Below are 24300 nucleotides of genomic sequence, written 5' to 3'. Positions count from 1 at the left end.
CTAGTTTCCTTCTCTAATGTATGCATCGGTATGTAACGTATAGCTGGCGTCAATACCCGCATAGGTCCACATCTGCGCTAACCGTTCTTGCCAACGCGCAGCTAATTCTGGTTCCGGTGCCGGAAGTGAGCTTGGGGCCACGTCACGTATCTGGATCTGCCCATCTACTGGCAACAATGGTTCCGGAGTTGGGTCATTGACCCATAGCTGGCTGGTGGCCAACCCACACGCATGATTCAATTCCGGCAAGGCAGCAGCGAACGCCAACCCGGCACGGATTCCGATCGAGCTTTCTAACGCGGATGAGACCACCACGGGTAGCTCGATATCGTGGGCAATCGCGAGCGCAGCTTGCACCCCGCCGAGCGGCTGATTTTTAACAACCACGATATCGGCGGCCGCTAGTTTTTTAACCCGCATCGGATCACTAGCTCGCCGGATGGATTCGTCTGCCGCGATCGGCACATTCGACTGCCGGCGAACCCGCGCTAAATCTTCCACATCTGCTACCGGTTGCTCGACATATTCCAGTCCGCCAGCTGCCCGATCCAACGCTGGAATAGCATCGCAGGCTTCAGCCACGCTCCACGCGCCGTTAACGTCGACCCGGATTTTTCCAGCCGGTCCCAACGCCTCGCGCACGGCCGCCACACGGGAGACATCATCGGCTAGGCTCTGCCCGGGCTCCCCAACTTTCACTTTTGCGGTGATACACCCGCCCCGCGCCGCAATCTGGAAGGCACGTTCGGTAGTGGTGGCGGGAACAGTCACGTTCACCGGGATCGAGTGGCGCAATGGTTCTGGGTAGCCTTGGGTGGCTGCCTCTACCCCGGCACGTAGCCAGGCTGCAGAATACTGCGGGCCGTAATCCCAAAACGGGCTGGTTTCACCCCAGCCGGCTGGTCCGTGAATGAGCAAACCATCTCGCGTAGTTAATCCGCGAAACCGAGTATGGAGGGGTGAGGAGTATATATAGACGTCCAGATACATACTCCCATTTTAGTCTGGATGCAGGTTAAACTGTCAGGCATGGATGCTCAGGGTTGGGAAGAAAAATATGCGTCAACTACACAATTGTGGCGCACAGAACCAAATCAGTTCGTTGTCTCACACTCGGCTTCGTGGCCGGCTGGAACAGCCGTTGATATAGGTTGCGGCGAAGGCCACGACGTCGTGTGGTTAGCTAAGCATGGCTGGATGGTTCGCGGAATTGATTTTTCTGCTACCGCAATTGATCGGCTGCGCCAAGCGGCTCAGCACGCTGGGGTGACTAATCGCGTATCAGGGTTTGTTGGTGAGGCCGCTAAGATTTTTGCGCGCGAAGGCTGGGCGGATCTCGATCTGGTTCTGCTGTCTTTTGTTCACTTCGAGCAGTTGCCACAACTTATTGAGACGGTTGCGCAGGGCGTGGTTCCCGGCGGCCGGATCATGGTGGCAACCCATGCATTCGCATTGCCGTGGCACCCGGCTTCGTTTGTTGCGTGGACTGGTGCAGACCTGATTGACCGCGTTCACTTGCCAGATTTCGACGTGGAGTCGTCTACCCGGTTGGAAACGGAACTGACGGACAAGAATGTGACGCGAGTGGACGACGTCGTCGTGTTCCGCCGTCACATGGCACAATAGTCGTATGACTATTTCACCATTACCCGAGCAAGTTTCTGAGATTTTTGATCCGCGCCGGTGGCGGTCGGTCGATGGTTTTCCAAATGCTGATGTGACTTATCATCGTGGCGTGGAACGTGAATTTGCTGCCGATGGGAGCGTTGTCAGCGAACGGGATCTTCCACTGGTACGTATTGCGTTTAACCGTCCAGAAGTCCGCAATGCGTTCCGGCCTGAAACGGTTGATCAGCTGTATCGCGCGATAGATCATGCCCGGTTAACTGGTGAAGTCGGTTGCGTTATTCTCACCGGTAACGGTCCGTCTGCTAAAGACGGCGGCTGGGCATTTTGTTCTGGTGGGGATCAGCGTATTCGTGGCCGGGACGGTTACCGTTACGACGGAGGCGACGACGATCCACAAGCCAACAAAGCCACTCGCGATTCGATTGATCCCGCGCGGGCTGGCCGGTTGCATATCCTCGAAGTTCAGCGGCTCATGCGTAACTCCGGCATGATCTTCATTGGTGCGATTTCTGGGTGGGCCACTGGCGGTGGTCACTCGTTGAACGTGTTGTGCGATTTATCGATCGCATCAATCGAGCATGCTCGTTTCATGCAAGTCGATGCGAACGTAGGTTCGTTCGATGCCGGGTATGGTTCGGCGTTGCTGGCTCGCCAAATTGGCGATAAGCGGGCACGCGAGATTTTCTTCTTAGCACGCGAATATTCGGCGCAAGATGCCGAGCGTTGGGGCGTAGTCAATGAGGCAGTTCCCCACGCAGAGCTAGAAAACAAGGCATGCGAATATGCCCAGATCATGGGGACGAAATCGCCGCAAGCCTTGCGTATGCTCAAATTTGCGTTCAATTTGGCCGACGACGGCCTCGCCGGTCAGCAAGTGTTTGCCGGTGAAACAACCCGCTTAGCCTATATGACCGAAGAAGCACAAGAAGGCCGGGACGCATTCTTAGAGAAGCGTCCACCGCGCTGGGACGATTTCCCGTTCTACGCATAATGACGGCTCCCGATTCATCTTTCGTACGCGCCTACGATGATCCAATCGTGGTGGTGTGTGACGGCAGCGAATTACCCGCGGTCGAGGACTACGTCCGTGCCGGTTTAGCAGGTGAACTTTCGGCTCCGCTTTTTATGGTCGGCCCGAATGTTGATCCAGCTCAGGCGCATGCAGAGATTGCGCACGCCGGATATCCAGTGGGTACTGGATTGTTGATGCGCACCTCAGGTTCAACGTCTGGCACCGGCACAATTGTGCCGTTATCGTGGCATTCGCTGCGGGCCTCGGCACACGCTACCCATCAGGCTCTCTACGGCCCGGGACGTTGGCTAGCTGATTTGCCGTTACACCATATTGCTGGATTCCAGACGATTGTGCGCTCAGTGCTCGCTGGTGTTGCGCCACTACACCAATTATTAACCGAGGTGCTGACGTCCGCGGATGCCAGCCAACCAACCTATTGCTCGGTTGTCCCTACCCAGTTACGCCGTATCTTGGCAGATAACCGGCTAACCACAGCAGCCCGCTCAGTTGTGCTGTTAGCAGGTGGCGCCGCAACGCCGTCGTCGTTACTGGCTCAAGCCCACGATGCTGGTTTGACCGTCCACACCTCCTACGGGATGACGGAAACATGCGGTGGCTGTGTGTATGATGGGCGACCGATCGGCGATGCCGTTATTGAGCTGTCAGACGCGGGCCAGATTTCGATCACTGGCACCATGGTGACTGGTGCCGGGTTACTGACCACCAACACACAATCCTGCCCACTAACCGCTACGTACCACACCCGAGATCACGGTCGGTTTAATGCCGACGGCACGCTCAGTGTCCTTGGCCGGATCGACGACGCCATCACTACTGGTGGCCTCACCATCATTCCGCATCTTGTGGAGGAAAAACTCGAGCAGCTCACTGGGATGCGCGCGATCGTCGTCGGCGTCCCTGATCAAACATGGGGTGAATCAGCGGTAGCGATCCTTGAACCAGGAGTTTCGCCTCTGTCTGGAGGAGCGGAAAAGCAGATACGCGACCACATCAAGCACAGTTTAGGAACCGGATGGCAACCACGCCGGCTCGTCCCGCTCACTACCCTCGGATACGATTCTTGGCCCCTAAAAGACTCTGGCAAAATAGACCGCCGTGCCATTACCGCTGCCGCTCGCCTATACTTTTCATGTGGTAACAGTTAACGATTGGCTCGAAGGCGCTCGTGTGCGCACCCTCCCAGCAGCAGTTGCACCAGTAATTATCGGTGCCGGAATAGCGATTTTCGATTCAGGTTTTTCGCTCCTGCGAACGCTGCTAGCGGCGTTCGTCGCGTTGGCATTCCAGATCGGCGTGAATTTCTCAAACGACTATTCCGATGGGATTCGCGGCACAGATGACGTCCGTCAAGGACCGCCTCGACTCACCGGTGGCGGCAAGGTTCGCCCCCGCGTCGTGCTCGTTATTGCCCTGAGTTTCTTCGCTCTTGCCTGCGTCGCCGGACTTACCTTAGTTGCCCTCTCCGGCCAGTGGTGGCTCATTGCGTTGGGTGCGGCTGCTACCCTCGCCGCCTGGTACTACACGGGCGGTTCTCACCCATACGGGTACATGGGTCTAGGCGAAGTTTTTGTGCTCGCGTTTTTCGGCTGGATGGCAACGGTTGGCACCGCCTATGTGCAAACAAACAGTGCTCCGTGGTATGCCTGGGCGGCTGGCACCGGTGTTGGCCTGATTGCCTGCGCGTTGCTGATGGTGAACAATATCCGCGATATTCCGAGCGACTCCCAAGCCGGCAAAATCACGTTGGCGGTACGTTTGGGCGATCGCTGGGCACGTATTTCCTACGCTGCCATGCTCATAGTCGCGGTTGTGATCCTGGTTATTACCGAGATGATCATCGATGGCCCCCTTGCGTTGCCGGGCATAATCTTGTTTGCGATACTTGCCTTCCCAATCAAACGTGTTAAGGATGGCGCGCAGGGTAAGGATCTTATCGTTGTCTTGAAATACACTGGCCTCTTTGAGCTACTCTATGCCATCGTGTTTTTCATCGTTTTTGCGCTCAGCTGACACCCGTGAGCTATCTTTACATCGAAAAGTTCAATAGACTATAAGACGTGGCTCGAATACTCATAGTTTTAACAGCGTTAGCACTTCACATCTACACTTTTATTGATGTGCTACGAACCGATCGCAATAATCTCCCGGCACGGCTCCCTAAGGCAGCGTGGGCGGTTTTAACCCTTATTGTGCCGTTAATCGGGCCTCTCTTGTGGCTATTTTTTAAGAACCAAGATTTGTTCCGCTCTGGAACTACGCTATCGTCTGATTCTTTGCGTAAGCCTTTTGGCACCGGCGCTAAATCGAACGGACCAGTAGCTCCCGACGACGATCCGGAATTTCTCGCGCGGCTTGAGGCCCGTAATCGTCGTCGTGCTTACGAGCAACAAAAACGAGCCGAAGCCGGCTTAGATCCAGAAGAAGAGTTACCGGAAGATCCTGATGACTCCGACAACGACGGCGGACTTTACGGCAAGCACAGTGGCTGATGCCTACAAGAACTATTTCTTAATCTGTGCTTTCGACGTGCCTGGAACCATATCGGCCGCCTGATCGAGAATATCTTCGACCGGCTCCCAGTAATCCAACGAGATTAGTTGACGGCCAACGAACGTCAATGTTGTTACGGAAGCCAACGAGCATTCGCGCTTGCGAGGATCGTGAGCCAATGGAAGTCGCTCAATGAACCGACGCATGGTCCAGATCGGGAGCTGGTGGGAGACGATAATAGCTTCACCACCACGCGCTTGAGTGATCGCATCTGAGATCGCGGCTGACATTCGAGCTACGATATCGGTATACGGCTCACCCCATGATGGCTCTAGTGGATTTGCGTACCAGGACCAGAATTTCGGCGACGCCAGCTTCCACCGGTTGGAATTAACATCGAGCCCTTCGAACTTGTTGTCAGCTTCGATGACTCGCTCATCAGTGCGGATATCTAAACCAAAATGTTGTGCAGTTGGGGTACCGGTTTCAATTGCGCGTTCTAGCGGCGAAGTAATAACGGTACGAATATCATGCCCATCAAATGCTTGGGCAAGCTTTGCAGCCATCTGGTGGCCTAGCTGAGTTAAATGATATCCAGGCTGGCGACCATACAGAACGCCTTCCGGGTTATCTACTTCTCCATGACGAACTAAGTGAACCGTTGTGATATCCATACGCCCTAGCTTACTAGATCGCGGGGTCACTGCCCACAAACGCGCTTCTCGGTTTCCTCGTCGTCAATAAGCTTTGCGAAAATCTCGCCAATCGTTAGCAGTTCCTCGCGTGAGAGCTTGTCGAGGAAATGCCGCCGCAACGATTCAATATGTTGCGGCGTAGCCGACTCAAGCTTTTCTTGTCCTTCTTCGGTGAGCCGACAGAAGATTCCACGCCGATCGTGTGGGCACTGGAAGCGCTGCACATATCCAGCTTTTTCGAGGCGCGCAACGGTGTGGGTCAGGCGCGAGCGTGAATGAACCAGTCCGGTAGCCAATGATGACATTCGTGACTGCTGTTCAGGTTCTTCAGCAAGCCGCACAAGCACCTCAAATTCGTGAAGTGCTAAGCCGAAGCTTTCCAGTCCATCGTGATTGACCGCGTCATGTACTGTGGCTTGGCCACGCAGGAAGTTCCGCCATGCCTGTTGCTCTTCTTGGTCAAGCAATCGTTTTTTCGCCATGGTATGCCTACCCTAACCCTATACAGCAATGTTTAATCTTTAATTATTTTAGATGGTGTTTCTTTTGGTTTCAACCATCGCTACCTTAGTTTAACCTGAGTTACACCCTAAAGCCATTACGCTCTAGCAAGCGAGCCGGATCGCCTGCCATCTAAACACTATAAGCCAATCAAGCCTAGATAGAAATCGAGAGCCCGTAGGCTCTCGATTTTCATCACTTCTTATTACGACGCTGGTGACGAGTCTTGCGAAGCAGTTTGCGGTGCTTCTTCTTCGACATGCGCTTGCGACGCTTCTTAATAACGGAACCCACAGGTTACCTCCGGACTTGGAACTGCCGCGGCTACGCCGCGATTACGAACAGAACAGATTCTACATGATTTTGAGCTGTGCAAACGAATCAAGATCCGGATGCTTCACGAAAATCTACCGACGCTCCTCCAGTAAGCAGTTGATCAACTGCCGATTTAGGAACGCGATACGAGTTGCCAACACGAACTGCCGGGAGATCTCCCGAGTGGACCATACGATAGACAGTCATCCGCGAAACCCGCGTCATATCAGCAACTTCGGCCACAGTAAAAAACTGTGGTGTTGATGATGGGAGTTGAGCCATCTACGTGTCCGTTCTCGTATCGGCGAGCTTGGCAAGCTCGAAGGATTCACATTATTGGTGCTTCGTCTCAATTTCGTCCGTGGTGAAAAACGCCACGTACCGAAACACTCTGTTCTTAGTTAATTGTACCTGATATTCCCTCAACCCACACCTTAAACACTAAGGTTTGTTCGCTAGATTACGGCTTCCGGTACGCCATAAACCGCTATCAATGCCACATTTACAACTCGAGCACGATAGGCTTAAAGGGATTAAATTTTCAGTTATCAAGGAGAAATATTCGTGGCGCACGGAGCTCCTCCACAGCCGCAGTCATCAGGCCGTGGACGGTTTGATATTCGCATGTCGTTAGGTCCGGATTCGGATACTGGTTCTACCGGTCATTCAGTTCGCTCCTACATAAACTCCTTAGCACGACGCTCTCCAGCCCGCTTAGCAATGCTCGTCTTTGCGGCCCTCATTCTTACTATCACCTTGCTACTGATGCTACCGTTCGCAACTCGCACCCCCGGGAGCACGTCCTTTGTCACTGCCTTATTCACAGCAACGTCAGCGGTATGCGTAACTGGCCTGACCGTCGTCGACACTGCTACTCAATGGACAGTTTTCGGAGATATCGTTCTGGCTTTAGGCATCCAGATCGGCGGATTAGGCGTCATGGTCATTGCGTCCATTTTGGCACTGGCGGTTTCCCGACACTTAGGGCTGACGCAACGTATGCTCGCGGCAACGGAAACGAAAAGCCGGCTGGGCGACGTCGGAGCCTTACTGCGCGCTGTCATCGCAACGTCACTTGTGGCTGAGACTGTTTTAACCCTTATCTTCTTGGCAACGTTCGTTGGCATCGATCCGTCCTTTGTAAGCGCACTGGGCCACTCCTTATTTATGGCTGTATCAACGTTTAACAATGCCGGCTTCGTAGTTTTAGCTGATGGACTTGGACAATTCGTCGGCAACTGGGCCGTAAGTCTACCGATTATTTTAGGAACCATCGTTGGCGCCGTAGGCTTTCCAGTTACGTTAAACATCGCTCAACATCTGCGCAACCCACATGATTGGACGTTACATTCCAAGCTGACGCTCGTCACCTACGGTTCGATACTCGGTATTTCGATCATTGTTATCGGCTTGTTGGAGTGGAACAATCCAGCAACGCTTGGTGGACTAAGCGGGTCAGATCGAATTCTGGCAACGCTATTTCACGCTACTACCCCGCGTTCGAGCGGACTGGCAACACTCGACGTCGGACAAATGCAACAATCCACGTGGTTCTTTATTGATATCCTCATGTTTATTGGTGGCGGTTCGGCATCTACTGGTGGCGGAATCAAGGTAACAACATTTGCCGTGCTGGTACTCGCGATCGTGGCCGAAGCACGCGGTGATCGTGACACCGAAGCATTCGGCAAACGGATCCCACCAGACGTTGTCCGGCTGGCCATTTCCGCTACTTTCTTGGGTGCATTTTTGGTGGGAACATCAACGCTTGCGATTCTGCACATCTCTGACTATTCCCTAGCTCAGATTTTGTTTGAGGTTATCTCTGCCTTTGCAACCTGCGGACTGTCAACTGGTATCACACCAGTCCTTCCGGAGTCCGCGAAAATTATTCTTATCGTGCTGATGTATCTGGGGCGCGTGGGAACGATGACCTTAGCTGCTGCGCTTGCACTGCGCAATCGCCGTCGAGTTATCCGGCTCCCAGAAGAACGCCCGGTTATCGGCTAACCTAGAATTGTCGGTATTCCAGAGAAAGAAGAGACATGGCTCGAGTTTCTAACGAAAGTCCAGATGCGGTTTTGGTGATTGGACTAGGACGTTTTGGTTCCGCTATCGCAGTAACGTTAGATAAATTAGGCCGCGACGTATTAGCGGTAGAGTCTGATCCTGATTTAGCTCAGCAGTGGTCACATCGTTTCCGCGTGGTTGAAGCTGATGCTCGATCTGCCGAAGCACTTCATCAGTTGGGCGCACAGGATTTCCAGATTGCAGTTGTTGGCGTAGGCACATCGCTCGAAGCCAGTGTTTTAATCACCGCAAACTTAGTGGACATGGGGATGCGGGAGATCTGGGCGAAAGCGACGTCGCGTGAACATGGCACAATTTTGCGGCGTATCGGCGCCAATCATGTTGTTTATCCGGAATACGACGCCGGTCAGCGCGTAGCCCACATGGTTTCAGGCAAAATGCTTGACTATATCGAGATGGAAGACCAGTTCACCATCGTGAAGATGTTGCCACCGAAGGACATGATTGGCTTTACCCTAGAGCAAAGCCGGATTCAAGAGCGGTTCGGGGTGCGGGTGATCGGAGTGAAATCGCATGGGCAACCGTTCGAATACGCGACCCCACAAACACTAGTATCTAGTGGGGATACGCTGATTGTTTCGGGAGAGCCGGCGTTGCTGGAAACGTTCGCGAACCGGCTGTGACGCGGTGTTCTACAAAGTATGTCGGACCTGGTTGGTAGGGTGTGGCTATGGCGAAAACTAAAGCATCTTTTGTTTGTACCGAATGTGGCTGGACTACCTCGAAATGGGTAGGGCGGTGTGGCGAATGCCAGCAGTGGGGCACAGTTGTGGAACATGGAACTGGCAGCATTGCACGCGCTGTCACCCCGTTAACCCCGCATAGTCCGGCACAACCTATTACCGATGTCAGTAGCCAAGCCTCTGTTAAATCGCCTACTGGCGTTAGTGAGCTTGACCGGGTACTTGGTGGCGGCATTGTTCCCGGTGTGGTTATTTTGCTCGCTGGTGAACCAGGAGTAGGTAAGTCTACGTTATTGCTTGATGTGGCAGCGAAGGCCGCAGCAGAAGCCGCTGCAGCTGGCAAGAATCCGGTGTTATACGTGACGGGAGAAGAATCTGCGTCACAGGTTCGTTCCCGTGCAGAACGCATCGGTGCGTTGCATCCGCATCTGCTACTTACGGCAGAAGCTGATTTGGCCCGGGTACTTGGCCATGTGGAGTCTTCTCGTCCATCGCTGTTGATCGTCGATTCTGTTCAGACCATTGCTGATCCTGATGTGGAGGGCGCGGCTGGCGGAGTGGCTCAAGTCCGGGCAGTTACGGCTGCGTTAGTTAATCGCGCTAAGAGCTCAGATCTTCCGGTTATTGTGGTCGGCCATGTTACTAAAGAAGGCTCGATCGCCGGCCCGCGAGTTTTGGAACATTTGGTTGATGTGGTCTGCCAGTTCGAAGGCGATAAACATTCGCGGTTACGCATGGTGAGAGCGGTAAAGAATAGGTATGGCGCTACCGATGAAGTGGGCTGTTTCGAGCTGATTGATTCTGGTATTCGAGGTCTTGCAGATCCTTCCGGACTGTTTTTAAGTGCCCGTAATCTTACTGTTCCTGGCACCTGCGTCACTATCACGCTAGAAGGACGCCGTCCGATGCCGGTAGAAGTGCAGGCACTACGGGTTCCGGCCGGTGGTCCACCGCGGCGCACTACCTCCGGTGTTGATTCTTCCCGAGTTGCCATGATGATAGCTGTTTTGCAGTCACGATTGGGCATTGCATACGATCGGTCCGACGTCTTTGTTTCCACGGTTGGTGGCGCGAAGGCCACTGAGCCCAGTGTAGATATCGCTACCGCACTAGCGCTCGCATCTGCTGCAGCAGATTTGCCGCTGGCGCCTGGCGTTGTGGCGCTTGGCGAGGTGTCGCTGACCGGAGAGTTACGCCCCGTCGTCGGCATCCAGCAACGGATCAACGAAGCTGCCCGGCTAGGATTTAATATCGCCTTGATCCCAGCCAGTGCAGATAATGTGTCAGCCCCGGGAAACCTAACGCTCCGCAGAGTAGCCGACGTCAAGCAAGCAGTAAATACGGTTCTCCCAGTTTCCCACTAGAGCTACTCAGCAGGTTTAGCTTCAGGCGGTGGCGCTGGAGCATTCAGCTCAAAGGCATATCCTTTAGCTGTTAGTTCCTCGCCAAGATAGTATACGCGGGCAATATACGTTCCTGGATTTGCAGGAGTCGTAGTTGAGCAGAGCTTGCCCGAATACATTCCATTCCAGGTAATTTTTTGGTTGGATTCAACATCTTTACTCAAGAGTAAGCGCGGCGCGGAAACACCTACGTCACACGTAGCTGAATCGAAAACTTTCAGGTCACCAGTTTCAATTGTGACCTTGAAATCTTTCGGACTAGTTTCCATCACACACGGAGCTTTACTCCGCGAATTTTTCACCTTAATCCCAATATTCACTGGCCGACCAGAGACTGAGCCCTGAAGGGACAACGTGGCCGACAAATCTTCAACAGAGCACGGCACCGGATCAAATACTCGTGCCGGGTCAGGTGGTGCAGTTTGCTCTTGAATCTTTTGTAGCGAAAAGGACACCAGCCAGATCGTAGCCGTTATCGCTACTATCGCACCCACAACACCAGCGATCCGCTTCCTTGTCCGGCGGCGCCGCAGCAAAGCCTCCCGGCTGACCTGTGCCTGAGTGGCTCTCCGGCGCTGAACTGTTGGATTTACGCGCCTATTTTCCACACTGTGCGGACGGGCTTGGGTGGTTCGTGGAGCGCGGGCTTGTTGGGTCCGAGCAGGACGCTCGGACGAATTCTGCCGCTTCCGTTCCTGCGAACGTGGTTGCGATTGAGCACGACGTGGACGTTGTTCTTGATTACGCCTAAGTTCCGAACGCTCAGCAGACTTTCGAGTAGTTGCCGACGACGGCGTCGGGCGCCCACCCTTGCGCGGGGAACGAGAACCTGGACCACGTTTAGTATTCACGTATTCAACCGTAGCGGGCTATTGCCGTTGAGCGAAACGTCCACGCCGATAACATGCTCCGACTCACGTGAATTTGCAACTTCACTCGGCGATATCACTCTAAAGTGAAAAAGACGCCTCTCGATGCTTACCGTAGGCCAGTTTTATTATTCGTCCGTTGGGAGCAATAGTTTTTGGCCATATCGGCGATACTCGCGGGCGCACCACTGCACTCATCACTTCTGCCATGCTGATATCTATCTCGATAGGCGGGATCGCCATTATGCCAGGGTACGCTACTATTCGGCATCTGGGGTGGTATCGCCGTTCTCGCTCTCCGAACATTAGCAGGTTTTTCAGTTGGCGCGGAGTACACCGGCATTATGGTCTACCTAATGGAAACAGCAAAGAAAGAACCCCGTGATTTAGCACCGAGTCGGGCAGCCGCAAAATCCATGGTTGGCGCCCTTCTCACCGCTAACATACACCGTCCGCGAACACGAACGTCCACTCGCCGTTTCTTTCCTTATCTCAACAGTCGGTTCAGCCACATACTGCTTAACAATTACCTATATCCCGACATATCTTGAGTCGGTACACAACGGCGATTCTCAAGCGGCCTTAAATCTCGGCGTCATTGCGGCAATTGCAGCTATCGCAGTTACCCTATTTATCGCCCTACTATCGGACCGAATTGGACGTAAGCATGCTTTTGCTTTAACACTAGCCGCCGTCGTTTTGTTGGCTGTGCCTGGATATATCATGCTCGGTTTGAACAACACAACGATCCTTATTATTGCTATTGCTATGTTAGCTATTCCAGCTGCTGCTTGGAGCGCAATTGGAGCGGCTGCAATCCCGGTAGCCACGGGCGCTTTTCTGGCATGGCGATTGGCTACAATGTAGCGACTGTCCTTTCCGGAGGTCTTACCCCGTTCGTGGTGAGTTGGTTAAGTAACTATTTTGGCAATCTACTGGCCCCTGCATACTATGCTTCGATCGTTACCTCACTTGCCGGGATCCCCGCTGTGTTGCTGATGATCGACCGAGTGAGAGATCGGCGACGAAACGCCAGCCACACTTCATAACCATACCGAACGTTCGGTACAGTTACGGGTATGTCGAATGCTCGTTATGATTCTCCACTTTCTGTACATCGTAAGTGGCTTTTCTTAGCTGTACTCAGCTCCGGCTTATTCCTCGTCGGAGTCGATAACTCTGTCCTCTATACTGCCCTTCCCCGCCTACGCGAAGTATTGCATGCGTCGGAACTGCAAAATCTGTGGATCATCAATGCCTACCCACTTGTTTTAGCCGGACTCTTACTCGGCACCGGAACCCTAGGAGACAAAATCGGCCATCGGCGAATGTGGATGATCGGATTAATCATCTTTTCGTTCGCGTCATTGGCAGCGGCTTTTGCTCCAGGTCCGTGGTGGCTGGTAGGAGCTCGAGCTATCCTCGGGTTTGCAGCCGCAACACTAATGCCAGCCACACTGGCACTGATCCGCACCACCTTTTTAGATCCTCGCGAGCTGGCCACCGCCATCGGTATCTGGGCGGCCACCTCAACGCTCGGTGCAGCCACTGGCCCAGTTATCGGAGGCTTCTTGCTTGAACATTTCTGGTGGGGTTCTATCTTCTTAATCAACATTCCGGTGGCTATCGCAGCTTTTATCGCAACGTTTGCGATAGCACCACCTAATCAAGCTAACCCAAGCAAACATTGGGATTTCATTTCGAGTGTGTACGCCATGTTCGCCATGCTTGGCATGGTCATGTTCATCAAGGAAATCTCGGGTCAACAAAACCTTTGGATCGTAGTTATTTCGCTAGCAACTGGCATCGTTGGCGCAGTAGCGTTCAAGCTCCGGCAAGACAAACTCATTGAACCACTCTTGGAATTCGAAATTTTCCGATCTTGGATGTTTACCGCAGGAGTCATTTCCGCCGGTATGACACTTTTTATTTTGGGTGGATCTGAACTGATGACAACCCAGCGTTTCCAATTAACTGCTGGATTCACTCCGCTCCAAGCTGGAATGCTAGTAGCTGTGGCGGCGCTATCGTCATTCTTCACGTCAGCTCTCGGGGGAGCAATCGTTCACATCATCGGATTCCGGACTCTTATCTCCGGTGGCTTAGTTACGTCCACCCTAGGGTTAACCGCGATGTACTTCGGTGTTTCACACACTATGTTGTGGCTAACTATTGTTGGTCTGGCATTAATGGGTGCTGGCGTAGGATTAGTTATGAGCGTTTCATCTACCGCGATTATCGGTTCTGCACCACGCCGTAAAGCCGGCATGGCAGCGGCTGTAGAAGAAGTCTCGTACGAAATTGGCACCGTTGTGGCTGTGGCAATTGTTGGTAGTTTGTTGCCGTTCTTCTACCGAATCAATGTACCGGAGGAAATCAGCACATCTATCTACGATGGGTTAGCTCATCCAACCTTAGCCGATACTGCCCGCGCCGGTTACGATGCCGCGTACCTGGATATTATTTTACTGATCATCGTCATCACGATTTTTGCCGCACTAGTTACCGCATATGCGTTGCGTGGCAATCCAAAGGAGACGCCTTATGCGCACGAATAAAAAGACCGACATTCTCGACGTGATCGTTGAGATTATCGAAGAATCTGGGGTGGCTGGCGTAACTTATGATGCGGTTGCTACCCGAAGTGGAATGAGTAAATCTGGACTGATTTATCATTTTCCGTCACGTGAAGAGATGATTCACGACGTTCACGAATATATGGCACAGTGCTGGGAACAACGGTTACTTGACGCAGTTAGGGACGACGACGCCGACGACGTCGCCACGAAACTTCGCGCTAACTTAGCAGTATCGAAAAACGCGGCTACCCGAGCTGAACTCATGATGACCATTGATGCCTCATCTGACCCGCAGATGTATTCGATCTGGGCGGATAAACTTGACCAGTGGACGTGTTCTCCAGAAAACATCACAACCGATGAACAAGCCTGCCGAGCCTATCTGGTCCAGCTCATAGCCGATGGTTTATGGGCACACGATTATATTAACGGGCGTCACCTCACCCCGAAGCAGCGTGAAGCACTCGCACAGGCAGCAGCTAATCTTATTCCATGACGATGCCAGAAAATTCATCTCTCTACAGCGATTTAACAAACTGGTTTGCTAGCAAAGCCCGTCCCTTGCCGTGGCGTCAAACTCGCGACCCGTGGGCAATTTTGCTGTGTGAGGTCATGAGCCAGCAAACCCCAGTATCGCGGGTTGAACCAACCTGGTATGCCTGGTTAGAACGGTGGCCGACTCCAGCCGACCTTGCAGCTGCTTCCCCGGCAGACGTTCTATTAGCGTGGGACCGAATGGGATACCCTCGTAGAGCCTTGCGGCTACGCGAATGCGCACAAGCAATCGTCCAACAATTTGCTGGGAATGTTCCACGGCAGCGGGAGGACCTGCTGAGTTTGCCTGGAATAGGCCCCTACACTGCCGACGCAGTACTTGCTTTCGCCTATGAGGACTATTCGGTTGTCTTGGATACAAATATCAGGCGAGTCTTAGCACGCTGGCATGGCGAGGCGCTACTCGCACCAACGCAAACTCAGGCCGAACGTAACCGCGCTACCAGTTTTGTTCCTACTGATCCAGCACAAGCATGGCGTTGGAACGCGGCGATTATGGAATTTGGCGCACTCGTGTGTACAGCACGGAATCCGCGGTGCGAGGAGTGTCCCGTCGTCGACGTGTGTGAATGGAAAAAGGCTGGCTACCCAGCCGATGCTTACGCACCTACTCGGACAACCCAGAAATGGGTCGGTACGAATCGACAAGCGCGCGGTATGATTATGAAAATTTTCCGTGCACAACCATCCCAGTCGTTTGCGGAAGAAACCTTAATTGCACGTAGCCAGCTTTCGAGCCAGCGGTTTACGCCAGCATTGGCCGGGCTGGTAAGCGATGGCCTACTCGTTCAGACAAAAGCTGGACATTACCGTTTACCACATAACTAACTAGCTGATTTCACGTAACCGCGCGGCAGCGTCTTCGTCGATAATAAGATCCGTAACTACGCCGGCACGCAACGCTGCCCGAGTAGCCAACACCTTATCAATACCCGAAACAACACAGATTCGGCGTTTAATATGCGACAGCTCATCCGGGGTTGGACCAGAGGCACGTTGATTAATCGCCAAGTCTCGCCAGGTTCCGTCAGCGCGCAATAAGACGGTACAGACGTCACCGACAACGCCATCTTCTTTAATAGCCATGAGATCTTGCGGGCTAAGATAACCGCCCGAATACACGAGTGAAACGTTATGTCCGGTCATGGACCCAACCCCGAACACTGCTACGTCTGCCGAAGCTTGGAGTTTGCGTACCGACGCGATTGAGCGCTCGCGCCACAAGGCTTCTTTGGTTGCAGTGTAGTCGAAGAATGCTGGAACCGAAAAATGTTGGACCATGCTGCCGTGGGCCCGCCCGAAAGCTTCCATGATTGCACCTGCATAAGGGATCCCTGTTGTTGACGGATTCGCGGCTCCGTTTAGCTGTACTACGACCGATCCTGCGGCCTGCCGTGGCACTAAATGATCGGCAATAGCGGAAACAGTATTGCCCCAGGCTACTCCAATTACTGTGTTTGGTTCCATTAATCCTGAAATGAGCACACCAGCCATTTGAGCTACCGCGTTCAGACGACGCACCTCGTTGGCCTGGAACGGTACTGGCACCACGTGAGTACGTACTTTGTATGTATCACTCACCCAGGTAGCAATAGTGGAGGCTACTTCCTGCGGCGGATGCAGAGTAATTTGCACTAGGCCTTCATCACGAGCTGATTTAATAAGACGAGAAACCGTAGAGCGTGAAACGTTTAACCGGCGAGCAATAGTTTCCATTGTTTCGCCTTGCACATAATGCATCATTGCTGCTTCATATGCGGTATTTACTCGTTCTGCCATATCTAATCTTTCTGCCACTCCAGTGAATACGGAACACCTCTCACTCTACATGAACGATCGTGCACAGTTGTTCACGATCCAAAAATTAGGGTCACTTAATGAGATGAGTGCACCATAAAACATTACAGTAGAACCAGGTGTGCGACGATGCGCACAATTCAAGAGTGAGGAAAAGATGCCATGAAAACATTGTCAACCGATGTTGTGGTAATCGGTGGCGGCGCCACCGGTGCTGGCATTTTGCGTGACCTAGCTATGCGCGGTTTTAACGCAATATTGCTAGAGCGTGCTGATGTTGCACAAGGAACATCCGGCCGTTTCCACGGCCTGTTGCACTCCGGCGGACGCTATGTCGTGTCGGATCCCCGATCTGCAACCGAATGCGCCGAAGAAAACGCCATTATTCGGCGGATCCATTCTGACGCAGTTGAAGAGACCGGCGGCCTATTCGTTGTCACTCCAGAAGATGACTTAGAGTTCTCTGATCGGTTCTTGCAAGGCGCTAAGGACACTGGTGTTCCGTGCGAAGAAATTTCAGTCAGCAAAGCATTGCAGCTGGAACCTCGACTTAACCCGGGAATCAAGCGCGCTTTCGCCGTCGAAGACGGTGCAGTTGATGGCTGGCGTATGTGCTGGGGACTAATCGAATCCGCCCGTGCACTCGGTTCCCAAGCTCTGACCTATCACAAGGCCACCAAGATCATTCACACCAACGGCACAGTTTCCGCCGTCATCTGCCAAAATGAGCGAACTGGTGAGCAGATCCAAATCGACTGCCGGGCAGTGCTCAATGCGGCTGGACCATGGGCGGGTCAAGTGGCAGCTATGGCTGGTGCCCACGGCGTCGACGTCGTCCCTGGCCGCGGAATCATGATCGCCATGAACCACCGCCTCTCCCACCGCGTCATTAACCGGTGTATCCATCCGGCCGACGGCGATATCATCGTCCCAGCTCACACCGTGTCTATCATCGGCACCACCGATAAGGCTGTTGAAAACCCCGACTTCCTCGAAATTGAGCATGATGAAGTTATCCAGATGCTCAACGCTGGCGAAGTACTTATCCCAGGATTCAAGAACTCGCGTGCAGTCCACGTTTGGGCTGGCGCACGTCCACTTGTTAAGGACTCGCGTGTATCATCCACTGATACCCGTCACATGTCCCGTGGTATGGCGATTATTGATCATTCCGAACGCGATGGCATTTCCGGAATGTTTACGATTGCCGGTGGAAAGCTCACCACATATCGTCTTATGGCGAAGAATGTGGTTGATGCACTTATGGAACACTGGGGCGAGAACCGCCCGTGTACCACCGAAACCGAAGCCGTCCCTTCGGCTAAAGGCAAGCGCACGCACCGCAATTCTGACCGGTTGGCTAAGGTTGAAGCCACCCGCGATCAAGATTCAGTACTGTGCGAATGCGAGCTTGTTACACGGTCGATGATTGAAGACCAACTCACTGCTCAGCCGGAAGCTAACTTGGACGATGTTCGTCGGCAGACTCGTCTAGGGATGGGTCCATGCCAGGGTACTTTCTGTGCGATTCGCGCGGCTGGCGTGATGCATGAAGTTTATCGCAAGGCAGAAACTACTACTGCTGAAGGCTCTGCTCCAGCGGCTGCCGACCGCACCTCAACGATGCTCCGGCTATTTACCACAAACCGTTTCGATGGCGTCTACCCACTGCTGTATGGTGAGCAAATGCGTGAAGCTGCGCTCAACCAATGGATTTTGCAGGGCACTCTTGACATTGACCATCTCCCGGCACCAAGTTCCGAAGCGAAGCTGGCAACTGGAGATCTGGCAATGGTTCACGGCCGACCAACTCCACCTAAGACCCAACTTGTTGGTCCACGTATGGCCCACACTGACTCCTCGGTTAACGAAGAAGGTGACAACTGATGAAAATTGTGGTTGTAGGCGCAGGACTCGCTGGACTGTCCACCGCTATGATGTTGACCGAAGCCGGACACCGAGTAGAGATTGTTTCTAAGGGAATCGGAGGACTGTTGTTGTCCTCCGGCGGCCTAGATGTTTACGGTTGGACCCCTGACGGCGTACCCGTATCTCAGCCGTTTGAGAAAGTTGCCGAACTTGCTGGCACTTCTCATCCGTATGCTCAGATCGGAGCAGATGCTGTCCGCAAGGGCATCGGCTGGCTCAGTTCCCGGATCCCGGCATTTTCGTTCCCTGCAGGGGAAGAAACGAACGCGCTAGTGCCGACGGCGGTGGGTGCAGTTCGCCCGATGCTCGGCTTACATTCAACTATGTCTGCGTTGGAAGATGGGCAAAAGCTCGTCGTCGTCGGGTTTAAGCAGTTCAAGGACTTCCCGGCACAGCTGATCGCCGATAATCTCAGCCGGTCTCCGCTGGTTGATGTTTCGGCACGAGCAATCACGATAAGCCTCGATGTTCGTTCTCACGAAGCTGATTCAGCGGCAACGAATATTGCTCGTTTCTTAGATACGCCAGAAGGTCGCGAAACTTTCGTCAGCGCACTGCGCGGGCAGGCACAGCCGGATGAAATCCTGCTGGTCCCAGCCATGCTCGGGCTAAATCCGCAAACCTACGAGCAGATTGTTGAAGCTCTAGGCGTACGGATTAGCGAAGTCCCAGTAGCACCGCCGTCAGTTCCGGGCCGTCGCGTTAACGACGCCCTGGTCCAGGCAGCTAAAGCTTCTCGCGTGGACCTCTCAAACAATGCACAAGTTATTGGCTGCGACCACGAAAATGGCCGTATTACCGCGGTTCATATTCAGCGCGCTGGCCGAGTTACCGTGGCTGAAGTCGATGCGGTCATCCATGCCGGTGGTGGTTTTGAATCTGGTTCACTCACCCGAACCCCGGAAGGTACCATTTTTGAACGCGCTTTCGATCTCCCTGTACACCACGCTGAGAATATTTTCAGCTCTGGGGTGCTCGTAGATGAGAAGATGCACCCGACCGATGAGGACGGCAACGTCGTCTTCCACAATATGTACTTGGCTGGATCTATTATCGGCGGAGCGCATGCCCCGGCAGAAAAATCCGGCGAAGGAATCGCGTTAGGTTCAGCTTGGGCGGCAGCTCATGCTGCAATGAGCGAAGGAGAAAACCGATGAGCCTGGAATACGCCAAAGCGTCTCTGGCGCGTATGTCCCTTGATTCGTGTGTTAAGTGCACGATCTGCGAATCTCAGTGCCCAGTTATTCGGGCAACGGATCTGTTCACCGGCCCGAAGTTCGTCGGTCCACAAGCCGAACGTTTCCGCGCTGGTAAATCTGTCGATTATTCGCTCGATTACTGCTCCGGTTGCGGCATCTGTACGACGTCGTGTCCACAAGGCGTGAAGATCGCAGAGATCAATGCACAAGCGCGTGCAGTGATGAAGGCCGATCACATGCCGATCCGTGACCGCATCATTCCGGAGACCATTCTCGAAGGTATGCTCCTAACTCCAGTCGCTCCAATCGCCAACGTGGTATTGGCTAACAAGCCTATCCGTACGGTCATTGAGAAAGTTGTGGGAGTACACCGCGATGCACCAATGCCAAAGGCGCGGATGCAAACCTTCCACGGCTGGTACAAGAAGCACAAGCGGCAACGTGATCAAAAGTTGGGTGCAGACTACATTGCACCACGCGGTCCACTCGTGTTCTTCCACGGCTGTGCTGGTGGCTATTTCGAGGTTGAAACATCGAAGGCTACTGTTGAAGTCCTGGAATACTTAGGCTACGAAGTGCTAGTTCCAAAGCAAGGCTGCTGTGGCTTGGCTCATCAGTCGAACGGTTTGTTTGGTCGTGCAGAATCGCAGGTTAAGAAGCTGGCTCGCCAGCTTGCCGATGCCGGCGAAGGCCTCACCATTATTGGTTCGTCTGGTTCTTGTGCAGGTATGTTGCGCCACGAAGCTCACGAAATCATGGGCGTGGACGATCCAGTGCTAAACGACGTTGGTTCGCGCGTTGTGGAGCTGTCTGAGTTCTTGCTCGAATTGATCGACAAGGGCGAATTCCCAGTCGAAGATTTGCATCACTGGGATATCACTGTTCCATATCACCAGCCGTGCCAGGTGAAGTCCCAGGGTATTGGTATGCCAGCAATTCGCATGATGGAAACCATTCCAGGAGTTAAGGTCATCGAGTCTGGGGAACCGTGCTGCGGTATCGCTGGAACTTACGGTTTGAAGAAGGAAAAGTACGAAGTCGCACAGCGTGTTGGTAAGCCACTGTTCGACATGGTCAAGAGTACTAATCCTCGCTTGGCTGCGTGTGAGACCGATACCTGCCGTTGGCAGATCGCCAAGGGCACCGGCGCGAAGGTTGTTCACCCGGTGCAGATTATGCATCACGCGCTTGGGCTCGGGAACGTCTTTGCTAAGTAAGCATTAATTCACAGTTGACAATGCCACGGCACCTCGTCTGATGACGGGGTGCCGTTGGTTGTAAACTGGGTGCTATGTCCACCCCACTGAGTAATGATGGCTTGTTCGACCTTCCGGAAGGCGCCCAGCGTGTGCCACGTGCAAAAGTTATTTTGGTTACCGGCCCTTCTGGTAGCGGGAAGACTCGTTTTACGTCACGTACCGGTCTTCCCGTGGTTTCTTTAGACGATTTTTATTACGACGGCGATCGGCCGGGTTTGCCACATCGGCACGGCATGGTGGACTGGGATTCCCCCGCAACCTGGGATCGTGCTGGTGCAGTTACTGCGCTCGTAGAGCTGTGCACAAAAGGCGAAACGACTGTTCCCATTTATGACATGCCTTCGAATGCTCGTGTCAGTGAACGAATACTGAGCATGGATGGCCGGCGTCATGTGCTAGCAGAGGGTATTTTCGCCGCTGAGATTGTTGATGATCTACGCAAAGAAGGTATCTTGGCGGATGCCTTGTGTATTTCACGGCCGCGAGTTCAAACCTTCTGGTTCCGCTTGATGCGCGATCTTGATGAGGCGCGTAAACCATTACCTAACTTGTTGCGCCGCGGTATTGCACATTTTTTCCACGAGCCACAGATGTATCGCGATCTCGAGGCTAAGGGTGCTCGCCGAGTTTCTTATCAGGAAGCTCAAGAAGTACTGACTCAAATGTTGGCAGCACAGCGCTGGTCGATTTAACAAATCGCAACGAAAACTAGTGCATGATTAACAGCTAATCGTGCACGATTGTGCATCTGAGATTTCACCTTAACAACGCACCCCAATATATGTAAAAGTAGGAGTGTGTGCTGGATTACACGTCAGCATTCGTGTTATCACGCTCCCCGCAAGGAGGCGGGTAGGGAAAGGCAGGAGAATATGACTCTTCTCGAAATTTTTGTGTCCGAAATGATCGGTACAGCATTACTTATTACTCTTGGTGTTGGCGTTGTTGCCACAACATTGCTTACAAAGTCCAAAGGAAAAGGCACTGGTTGGTTGCTTATCAACTTTGGCTGGGGTTTTGCAGTTATGATCGGTGTCTATGGTGCCTGGAAGACCGGCGGACACCTTAACCCCGCAGTAACTCTTGGTATCGCAGCAACCGGAGCAGAGGAGTTCGTCCCTGGCGTTGCTATTACATTTTCTACCATTTCTGCCTACATTGCTGGCCAAATGGTTGGAGCTATGGTGGGTGCAGCGCTCGCTTGGTTGGCTTACAAGGACCATTACAATGCTCATGAAAACCAAGCAGAGATTCTTGGCACTTTTGCAACCGGTCCAGAGATTCGTAACTACACATCAAATATCATCACTGAGGCAATTGGAACCTTTGTTCTGCTGGCCTGGGTCATCATTAACGGTAGTACCCCTACACAGATTGGCCCGTTGGCTGTAGCCCTTGTCATCGTGTCTATCGGCGCCTCTCTCGGTGGCCCGACTGGATACGCAATCAATCCTGCCCGTGACCTTGGCCCACGTATTATGCACGCAATTTTGCCAATCAAGGGCAAGGGTGGTTCAGATTGGGCATACGCATGGGTACCTGTCGTTGGTCCGATCATCGGCGCAGTTCTTGCTGGCCTGCTCTTCGGCGCTAATACACTCAACATTGCCGGACTATAAACCACACTATTCATAGGCGACGATGACGTCGCCAAACGCTACTAAGTTAGGACTACTCAATGACTGAGAAAAAGTACGTAATCGCAATCGATCAGGGAACAACATCGTCCCGCGCTATCGTCTTCAACCATTCCGGCGAGATCGTTTCCCTTGGACAGAAAGAACACGAGCAAATTTTCCCGAAAGCAGGCTGGGTTGAGCACGACCCAATCGAGATTCGGGATAATATTCGTGAGGTTATTGGTCAAGCTCTGTCAAAGGCAGATATTAACCGCCACGAAATTGCCTCGGTTGGTATCACAAACCAGCGTGAAACCGCCGTCGTCTGGGATAAAAACACCGGAGAACCTGTTTACAACGCAATCGTTTGGCAAGATACCCGAACTGACGCGATCGTGCGCGAGCTCGCCGGTGACGAAGGCCCAGACAAGTATAAGGAAATCTGTGGCCTGCCACTGGCAACCTACTTCTCAGGTCCAAAGATCAAGTGGATTTTAGACAACGTGGAAGGGGCTCGCGAAAAGGCAGAAGCTGGCGACCTGCTCTTCGGAAACACTGACTGCTGGGTTTTGTGGAACCTTACCGGTGGACCAAACGGTGGCGTCCACGTCACTGATGTCACCAACGCATCTCGTACTATGCTCATGGATGTTCGCAAGCTAACGTGGGATGAAAGCATCTGTAACGAGATGGGCATCCCGATGTCGATGCTGCCAGAGATCCGTTCCTCGTCTGAGGTTTATGGTCATGGTGCAAAGAACTCCTTGCTGATTGATACCCCGATTTCAGGTATTTTGGGAGACCAACAGGCTGCAACTTTCGGCCAGGCTTGTTTCCAGAAAGGCATGGCAAAGAACACCTACGGCACTGGTTGCTTCATGCTCATTAACACCGGACATAAAGCCGTAACGTCGGAAAACGGCCTGCTCACCACCGTATGCTACAAGATTGGCGACCAAGAGCCGGTTTATGCACTTGAAGGTTCGATTGCAGTCACCGGATCTCTTGTTCAGTGGCTACGCGACAACCTCGGCATTATTTCAACTGCTCCTGAGATCGAGGAGCTAGCCGAGACAGTTGAAGATAACGGCGGAGTCTACTTCGTTCCAGCGTTCTCTGGCCTTTTCGCTCCATATTGGAAGGACGATGCTCGTGGCGCAATCGTTGGCTTAACACGCTTCAATAACAAGGGCCACTTGGCTCGCGCAGTTCTGGAAGCTACCGCATTCCAGACTGCTGAAGTTCTTGAGGCTATGAATGCTGACTCTTCGGCCGATCTTACTGAATTGCGCGTCGACGGCGGTATGACCGCGAACAACACGCTCATGCAGTTCCAGGCGGATCTGCTTGGAGTTGACGTTGTGGTACCAGAAGTCGCCGAAACAACTGCACTCGGTGCCGCATATGCAGCCGGTATCGCAGTTGGTTTCTGGAACGGCGAAGATGACGTTATCGCTAACTGGAAGGAAGGCAAGCGGTTCACACCGAAGATGCCTAAGTCAGAGCGCGATCGTCAGATGCGGCTATGGAAGAAGGCTGTTACCCGCACCTTCGACTGGGTCGATGAAGATGCCGAAAAGATTGACTACTAATCAACTGAACGATTAACTGAGTGGAGCCCAGAGAAATTCTCTGGGCTCCACTCCTTTAA

The 24300-nt window shown here is 53.1% G+C and carries 26 protein-coding genes; 18 read left to right on the top strand and 8 right to left on the bottom strand.

The genetic code is table 11. From position 1 onward, the window contains the following. Positions 1–990, bottom strand: a complete 990-nt coding sequence (locus KSO86_RS06220; RefSeq protein ID WP_253280599.1) for an o-succinylbenzoate synthase — start codon at positions 988–990, stop codon at positions 1–3. 39 nt (positions 991–1029) lie between these two features. Between KSO86_RS06220 and KSO86_RS06215 the strand changes: the two genes are divergently transcribed. Genes KSO86_RS06215 through KSO86_RS06195 form a run of 5 tightly spaced genes read left to right on the top strand, consistent with a single transcriptional unit; the run spans position 1030 to position 5154 of the window. Next, a complete protein-coding gene (locus KSO86_RS06215; RefSeq protein ID WP_216379126.1) occupies positions 1030–1626 on the top strand; it encodes a class I SAM-dependent methyltransferase in 597 nt (198 codons plus the stop codon). Positions 1627–1636: 10 nt separating this feature from the next. Next, on the top strand, positions 1637–2620 hold the full coding sequence (locus KSO86_RS06210; RefSeq protein ID WP_216379249.1) for a 1,4-dihydroxy-2-naphthoyl-CoA synthase: 984 nt from the start codon (positions 1637–1639) through the stop codon (positions 2618–2620). Continuing rightward, entirely contained in the window at positions 2620–3810 is a 1191-nt protein-coding gene (locus KSO86_RS06205; protein WP_216379125.1) for an AMP-binding protein, read from the top strand. The genes KSO86_RS06210 and KSO86_RS06205 overlap by 1 nt, the downstream gene beginning before the upstream one ends. Beyond that, the gene (locus tag KSO86_RS06200; protein ID WP_216379124.1) at positions 3797–4675 is read left to right on the top strand and encodes a 1,4-dihydroxy-2-naphthoate polyprenyltransferase; all 879 of its coding nucleotides are present in this window, start codon (positions 3797–3799) and stop codon (positions 4673–4675) included. Before KSO86_RS06205 ends, KSO86_RS06200 begins: the two co-directional genes overlap by 14 nt. Positions 4676–4722: 47 nt before the next feature. Then, positions 4723–5154 (top strand): PLD nuclease N-terminal domain-containing protein, encoded by a 432-nt coding sequence (locus KSO86_RS06195; protein WP_216379123.1) that lies wholly within the window; start codon positions 4723–4725, stop codon positions 5152–5154. A gap of 12 nt (positions 5155–5166) precedes the next feature. Here KSO86_RS06195 and KSO86_RS06190 read toward each other — a convergent pair whose 3' ends face one another. The 4 genes from KSO86_RS06190 to KSO86_RS06175 all read right to left on the bottom strand — a co-directional run bounded on the left by KSO86_RS06190 (position 5167) and on the right by KSO86_RS06175 (position 6948). Next, complete coding sequence (locus KSO86_RS06190; protein ID WP_216379122.1) at positions 5167–5829, bottom strand: histidine phosphatase family protein; 663 nt, start codon at positions 5827–5829, stop codon at positions 5167–5169. 26 nt (positions 5830–5855) lie between these two features. Next, positions 5856–6332 (bottom strand): MarR family winged helix-turn-helix transcriptional regulator, encoded by a 477-nt coding sequence (locus KSO86_RS06185; RefSeq protein ID WP_216379121.1) that lies wholly within the window; start codon positions 6330–6332, stop codon positions 5856–5858. Between the two features lie 214 nt (positions 6333–6546). Next, complete coding sequence (locus KSO86_RS06180; protein WP_005504750.1) at positions 6547–6645, bottom strand: 30S ribosomal protein bS22; 99 nt, start codon at positions 6643–6645, stop codon at positions 6547–6549. A gap of 87 nt (positions 6646–6732) precedes the next feature. Next, positions 6733–6948 carry a helix-turn-helix domain-containing protein gene (locus tag KSO86_RS06175; RefSeq protein ID WP_216379120.1) on the bottom strand — a complete coding sequence of 72 codons (216 nt, stop codon included), beginning with the start codon at positions 6946–6948 and terminating at the stop codon, positions 6733–6735. A gap of 282 nt (positions 6949–7230) precedes the next feature. On the opposite strand from KSO86_RS06175, the gene KSO86_RS06170 reads away from it, so the two are divergent. From KSO86_RS06170 to radA, 3 genes are read left to right on the top strand one after another with little or no spacing between them, the layout of a single operon-like run. Next, positions 7231–8676, top strand: a complete 1446-nt coding sequence (locus KSO86_RS06170; RefSeq protein ID WP_216379119.1) for a TrkH family potassium uptake protein — start codon at positions 7231–7233, stop codon at positions 8674–8676. Between the two features lie 35 nt (positions 8677–8711). Next, positions 8712–9380: a potassium channel family protein gene (locus tag KSO86_RS06165; protein ID WP_216379118.1), complete on the top strand. Its 669-nt coding sequence runs from the start codon at positions 8712–8714 to the stop codon at positions 9378–9380. Between the two features lie 47 nt (positions 9381–9427). Then, the gene (gene radA / locus KSO86_RS06160) at positions 9428–10804 is read left to right on the top strand and encodes a DNA repair protein RadA (protein ID WP_216379117.1); all 1377 of its coding nucleotides are present in this window, start codon (positions 9428–9430) and stop codon (positions 10802–10804) included. A gap of 2 nt (positions 10805–10806) precedes the next feature. On the opposite strand, the gene KSO86_RS06155 is transcribed toward radA, so the two are convergent. Together KSO86_RS06155 and KSO86_RS06150 are read right to left on the bottom strand one after the other, a co-directional pair. Further along, positions 10807–11694 carry a hypothetical protein gene (locus tag KSO86_RS06155; RefSeq protein WP_216379116.1) on the bottom strand — a complete coding sequence of 296 codons (888 nt, stop codon included), beginning with the start codon at positions 11692–11694 and terminating at the stop codon, positions 10807–10809. A gap of 99 nt (positions 11695–11793) precedes the next feature. Continuing rightward, on the bottom strand, positions 11794–11955 hold the full coding sequence (locus KSO86_RS06150; RefSeq protein ID WP_216379115.1) for a hypothetical protein: 162 nt from the start codon (positions 11953–11955) through the stop codon (positions 11794–11796). Positions 11956–12132: 177 nt separating this feature from the next. On the opposite strand from KSO86_RS06150, the gene KSO86_RS06145 reads away from it, so the two are divergent. The 4 genes from KSO86_RS06145 (at position 12133) to KSO86_RS06130 (ending at position 15674) form a co-directional block, all read left to right on the top strand. After that, positions 12133–12579 (top strand): MFS transporter, encoded by a 447-nt coding sequence (locus tag KSO86_RS06145; RefSeq protein ID WP_216379114.1) that lies wholly within the window; start codon positions 12133–12135, stop codon positions 12577–12579. A 212-nt stretch (positions 12580–12791) separates the two neighbouring features. Continuing rightward, positions 12792–14270 (top strand): MFS transporter, encoded by a 1479-nt coding sequence (locus tag KSO86_RS06140; protein WP_216379113.1) that lies wholly within the window; start codon positions 12792–12794, stop codon positions 14268–14270. Then, on the top strand, positions 14257–14787 hold the full coding sequence (locus tag KSO86_RS06135; protein ID WP_216379112.1) for a TetR/AcrR family transcriptional regulator: 531 nt from the start codon (positions 14257–14259) through the stop codon (positions 14785–14787). The genes KSO86_RS06140 and KSO86_RS06135 overlap by 14 nt, the downstream gene beginning before the upstream one ends. Continuing rightward, positions 14784–15674 carry an HhH-GPD family protein gene (locus KSO86_RS06130; protein WP_253281452.1) on the top strand — a complete coding sequence of 297 codons (891 nt, stop codon included), beginning with the start codon at positions 14784–14786 and terminating at the stop codon, positions 15672–15674. The genes KSO86_RS06135 and KSO86_RS06130 overlap by 4 nt, the downstream gene beginning before the upstream one ends. On the opposite strand, the gene KSO86_RS06125 is transcribed toward KSO86_RS06130, so the two are convergent. Next, on the bottom strand, positions 15675–16625 hold the full coding sequence (locus KSO86_RS06125) for a sugar-binding transcriptional regulator (protein ID WP_216379111.1): 951 nt from the start codon (positions 16623–16625) through the stop codon (positions 15675–15677). It abuts the gene before it with no gap. Positions 16626–16805: 180 nt separating this feature from the next. Here KSO86_RS06125 and glpA point away from each other — a divergent pair, with 180 nt between their 5' ends. The 6 genes from glpA (at position 16806) to glpK (ending at position 24241) form a co-directional block, all read left to right on the top strand. After that, positions 16806–18530, top strand: coding sequence for an anaerobic glycerol-3-phosphate dehydrogenase subunit GlpA (glpA, locus tag KSO86_RS06120; RefSeq protein ID WP_216379110.1), 1725 nt, complete (start codon positions 16806–16808; stop codon positions 18528–18530). Then, positions 18530–19729 carry a glycerol-3-phosphate dehydrogenase subunit GlpB gene (gene glpB / locus KSO86_RS06115; protein ID WP_216379109.1) on the top strand — a complete coding sequence of 400 codons (1200 nt, stop codon included), beginning with the start codon at positions 18530–18532 and terminating at the stop codon, positions 19727–19729. The genes glpA and glpB overlap by 1 nt, the downstream gene beginning before the upstream one ends. Next, entirely contained in the window at positions 19726–20988 is a 1263-nt protein-coding gene (locus KSO86_RS06110; protein ID WP_216379108.1) for an anaerobic glycerol-3-phosphate dehydrogenase subunit C, read from the top strand. The genes glpB and KSO86_RS06110 overlap by 4 nt, the downstream gene beginning before the upstream one ends. A 74-nt stretch (positions 20989–21062) precedes the next feature. After that, positions 21063–21722: an ATP-binding protein gene (locus KSO86_RS06105; protein WP_216379107.1), complete on the top strand. Its 660-nt coding sequence runs from the start codon at positions 21063–21065 to the stop codon at positions 21720–21722. A 180-nt stretch (positions 21723–21902) separates the two neighbouring features. Continuing rightward, positions 21903–22649: an MIP/aquaporin family protein gene (locus KSO86_RS06100; RefSeq protein ID WP_216379106.1), complete on the top strand. Its 747-nt coding sequence runs from the start codon at positions 21903–21905 to the stop codon at positions 22647–22649. A gap of 59 nt (positions 22650–22708) precedes the next feature. After that, positions 22709–24241, top strand: coding sequence for a glycerol kinase GlpK (glpK, locus tag KSO86_RS06095; protein WP_216379105.1), 1533 nt, complete (start codon positions 22709–22711; stop codon positions 24239–24241). The last annotated feature ends 59 nt before the right edge of the window (positions 24242–24300 follow it).

Origin of the sequence: Arcanobacterium phocae (assembly GCF_018913465.1) — a bacterium.
Lineage (GTDB): Bacteria > Actinomycetota > Actinomycetes > Actinomycetales > Actinomycetaceae > Arcanobacterium > Arcanobacterium phocae_A.
The sequence above is the reverse complement of the archived record's forward strand: the minus strand, read 5'-3'. Positions and strand labels throughout refer to the sequence as shown.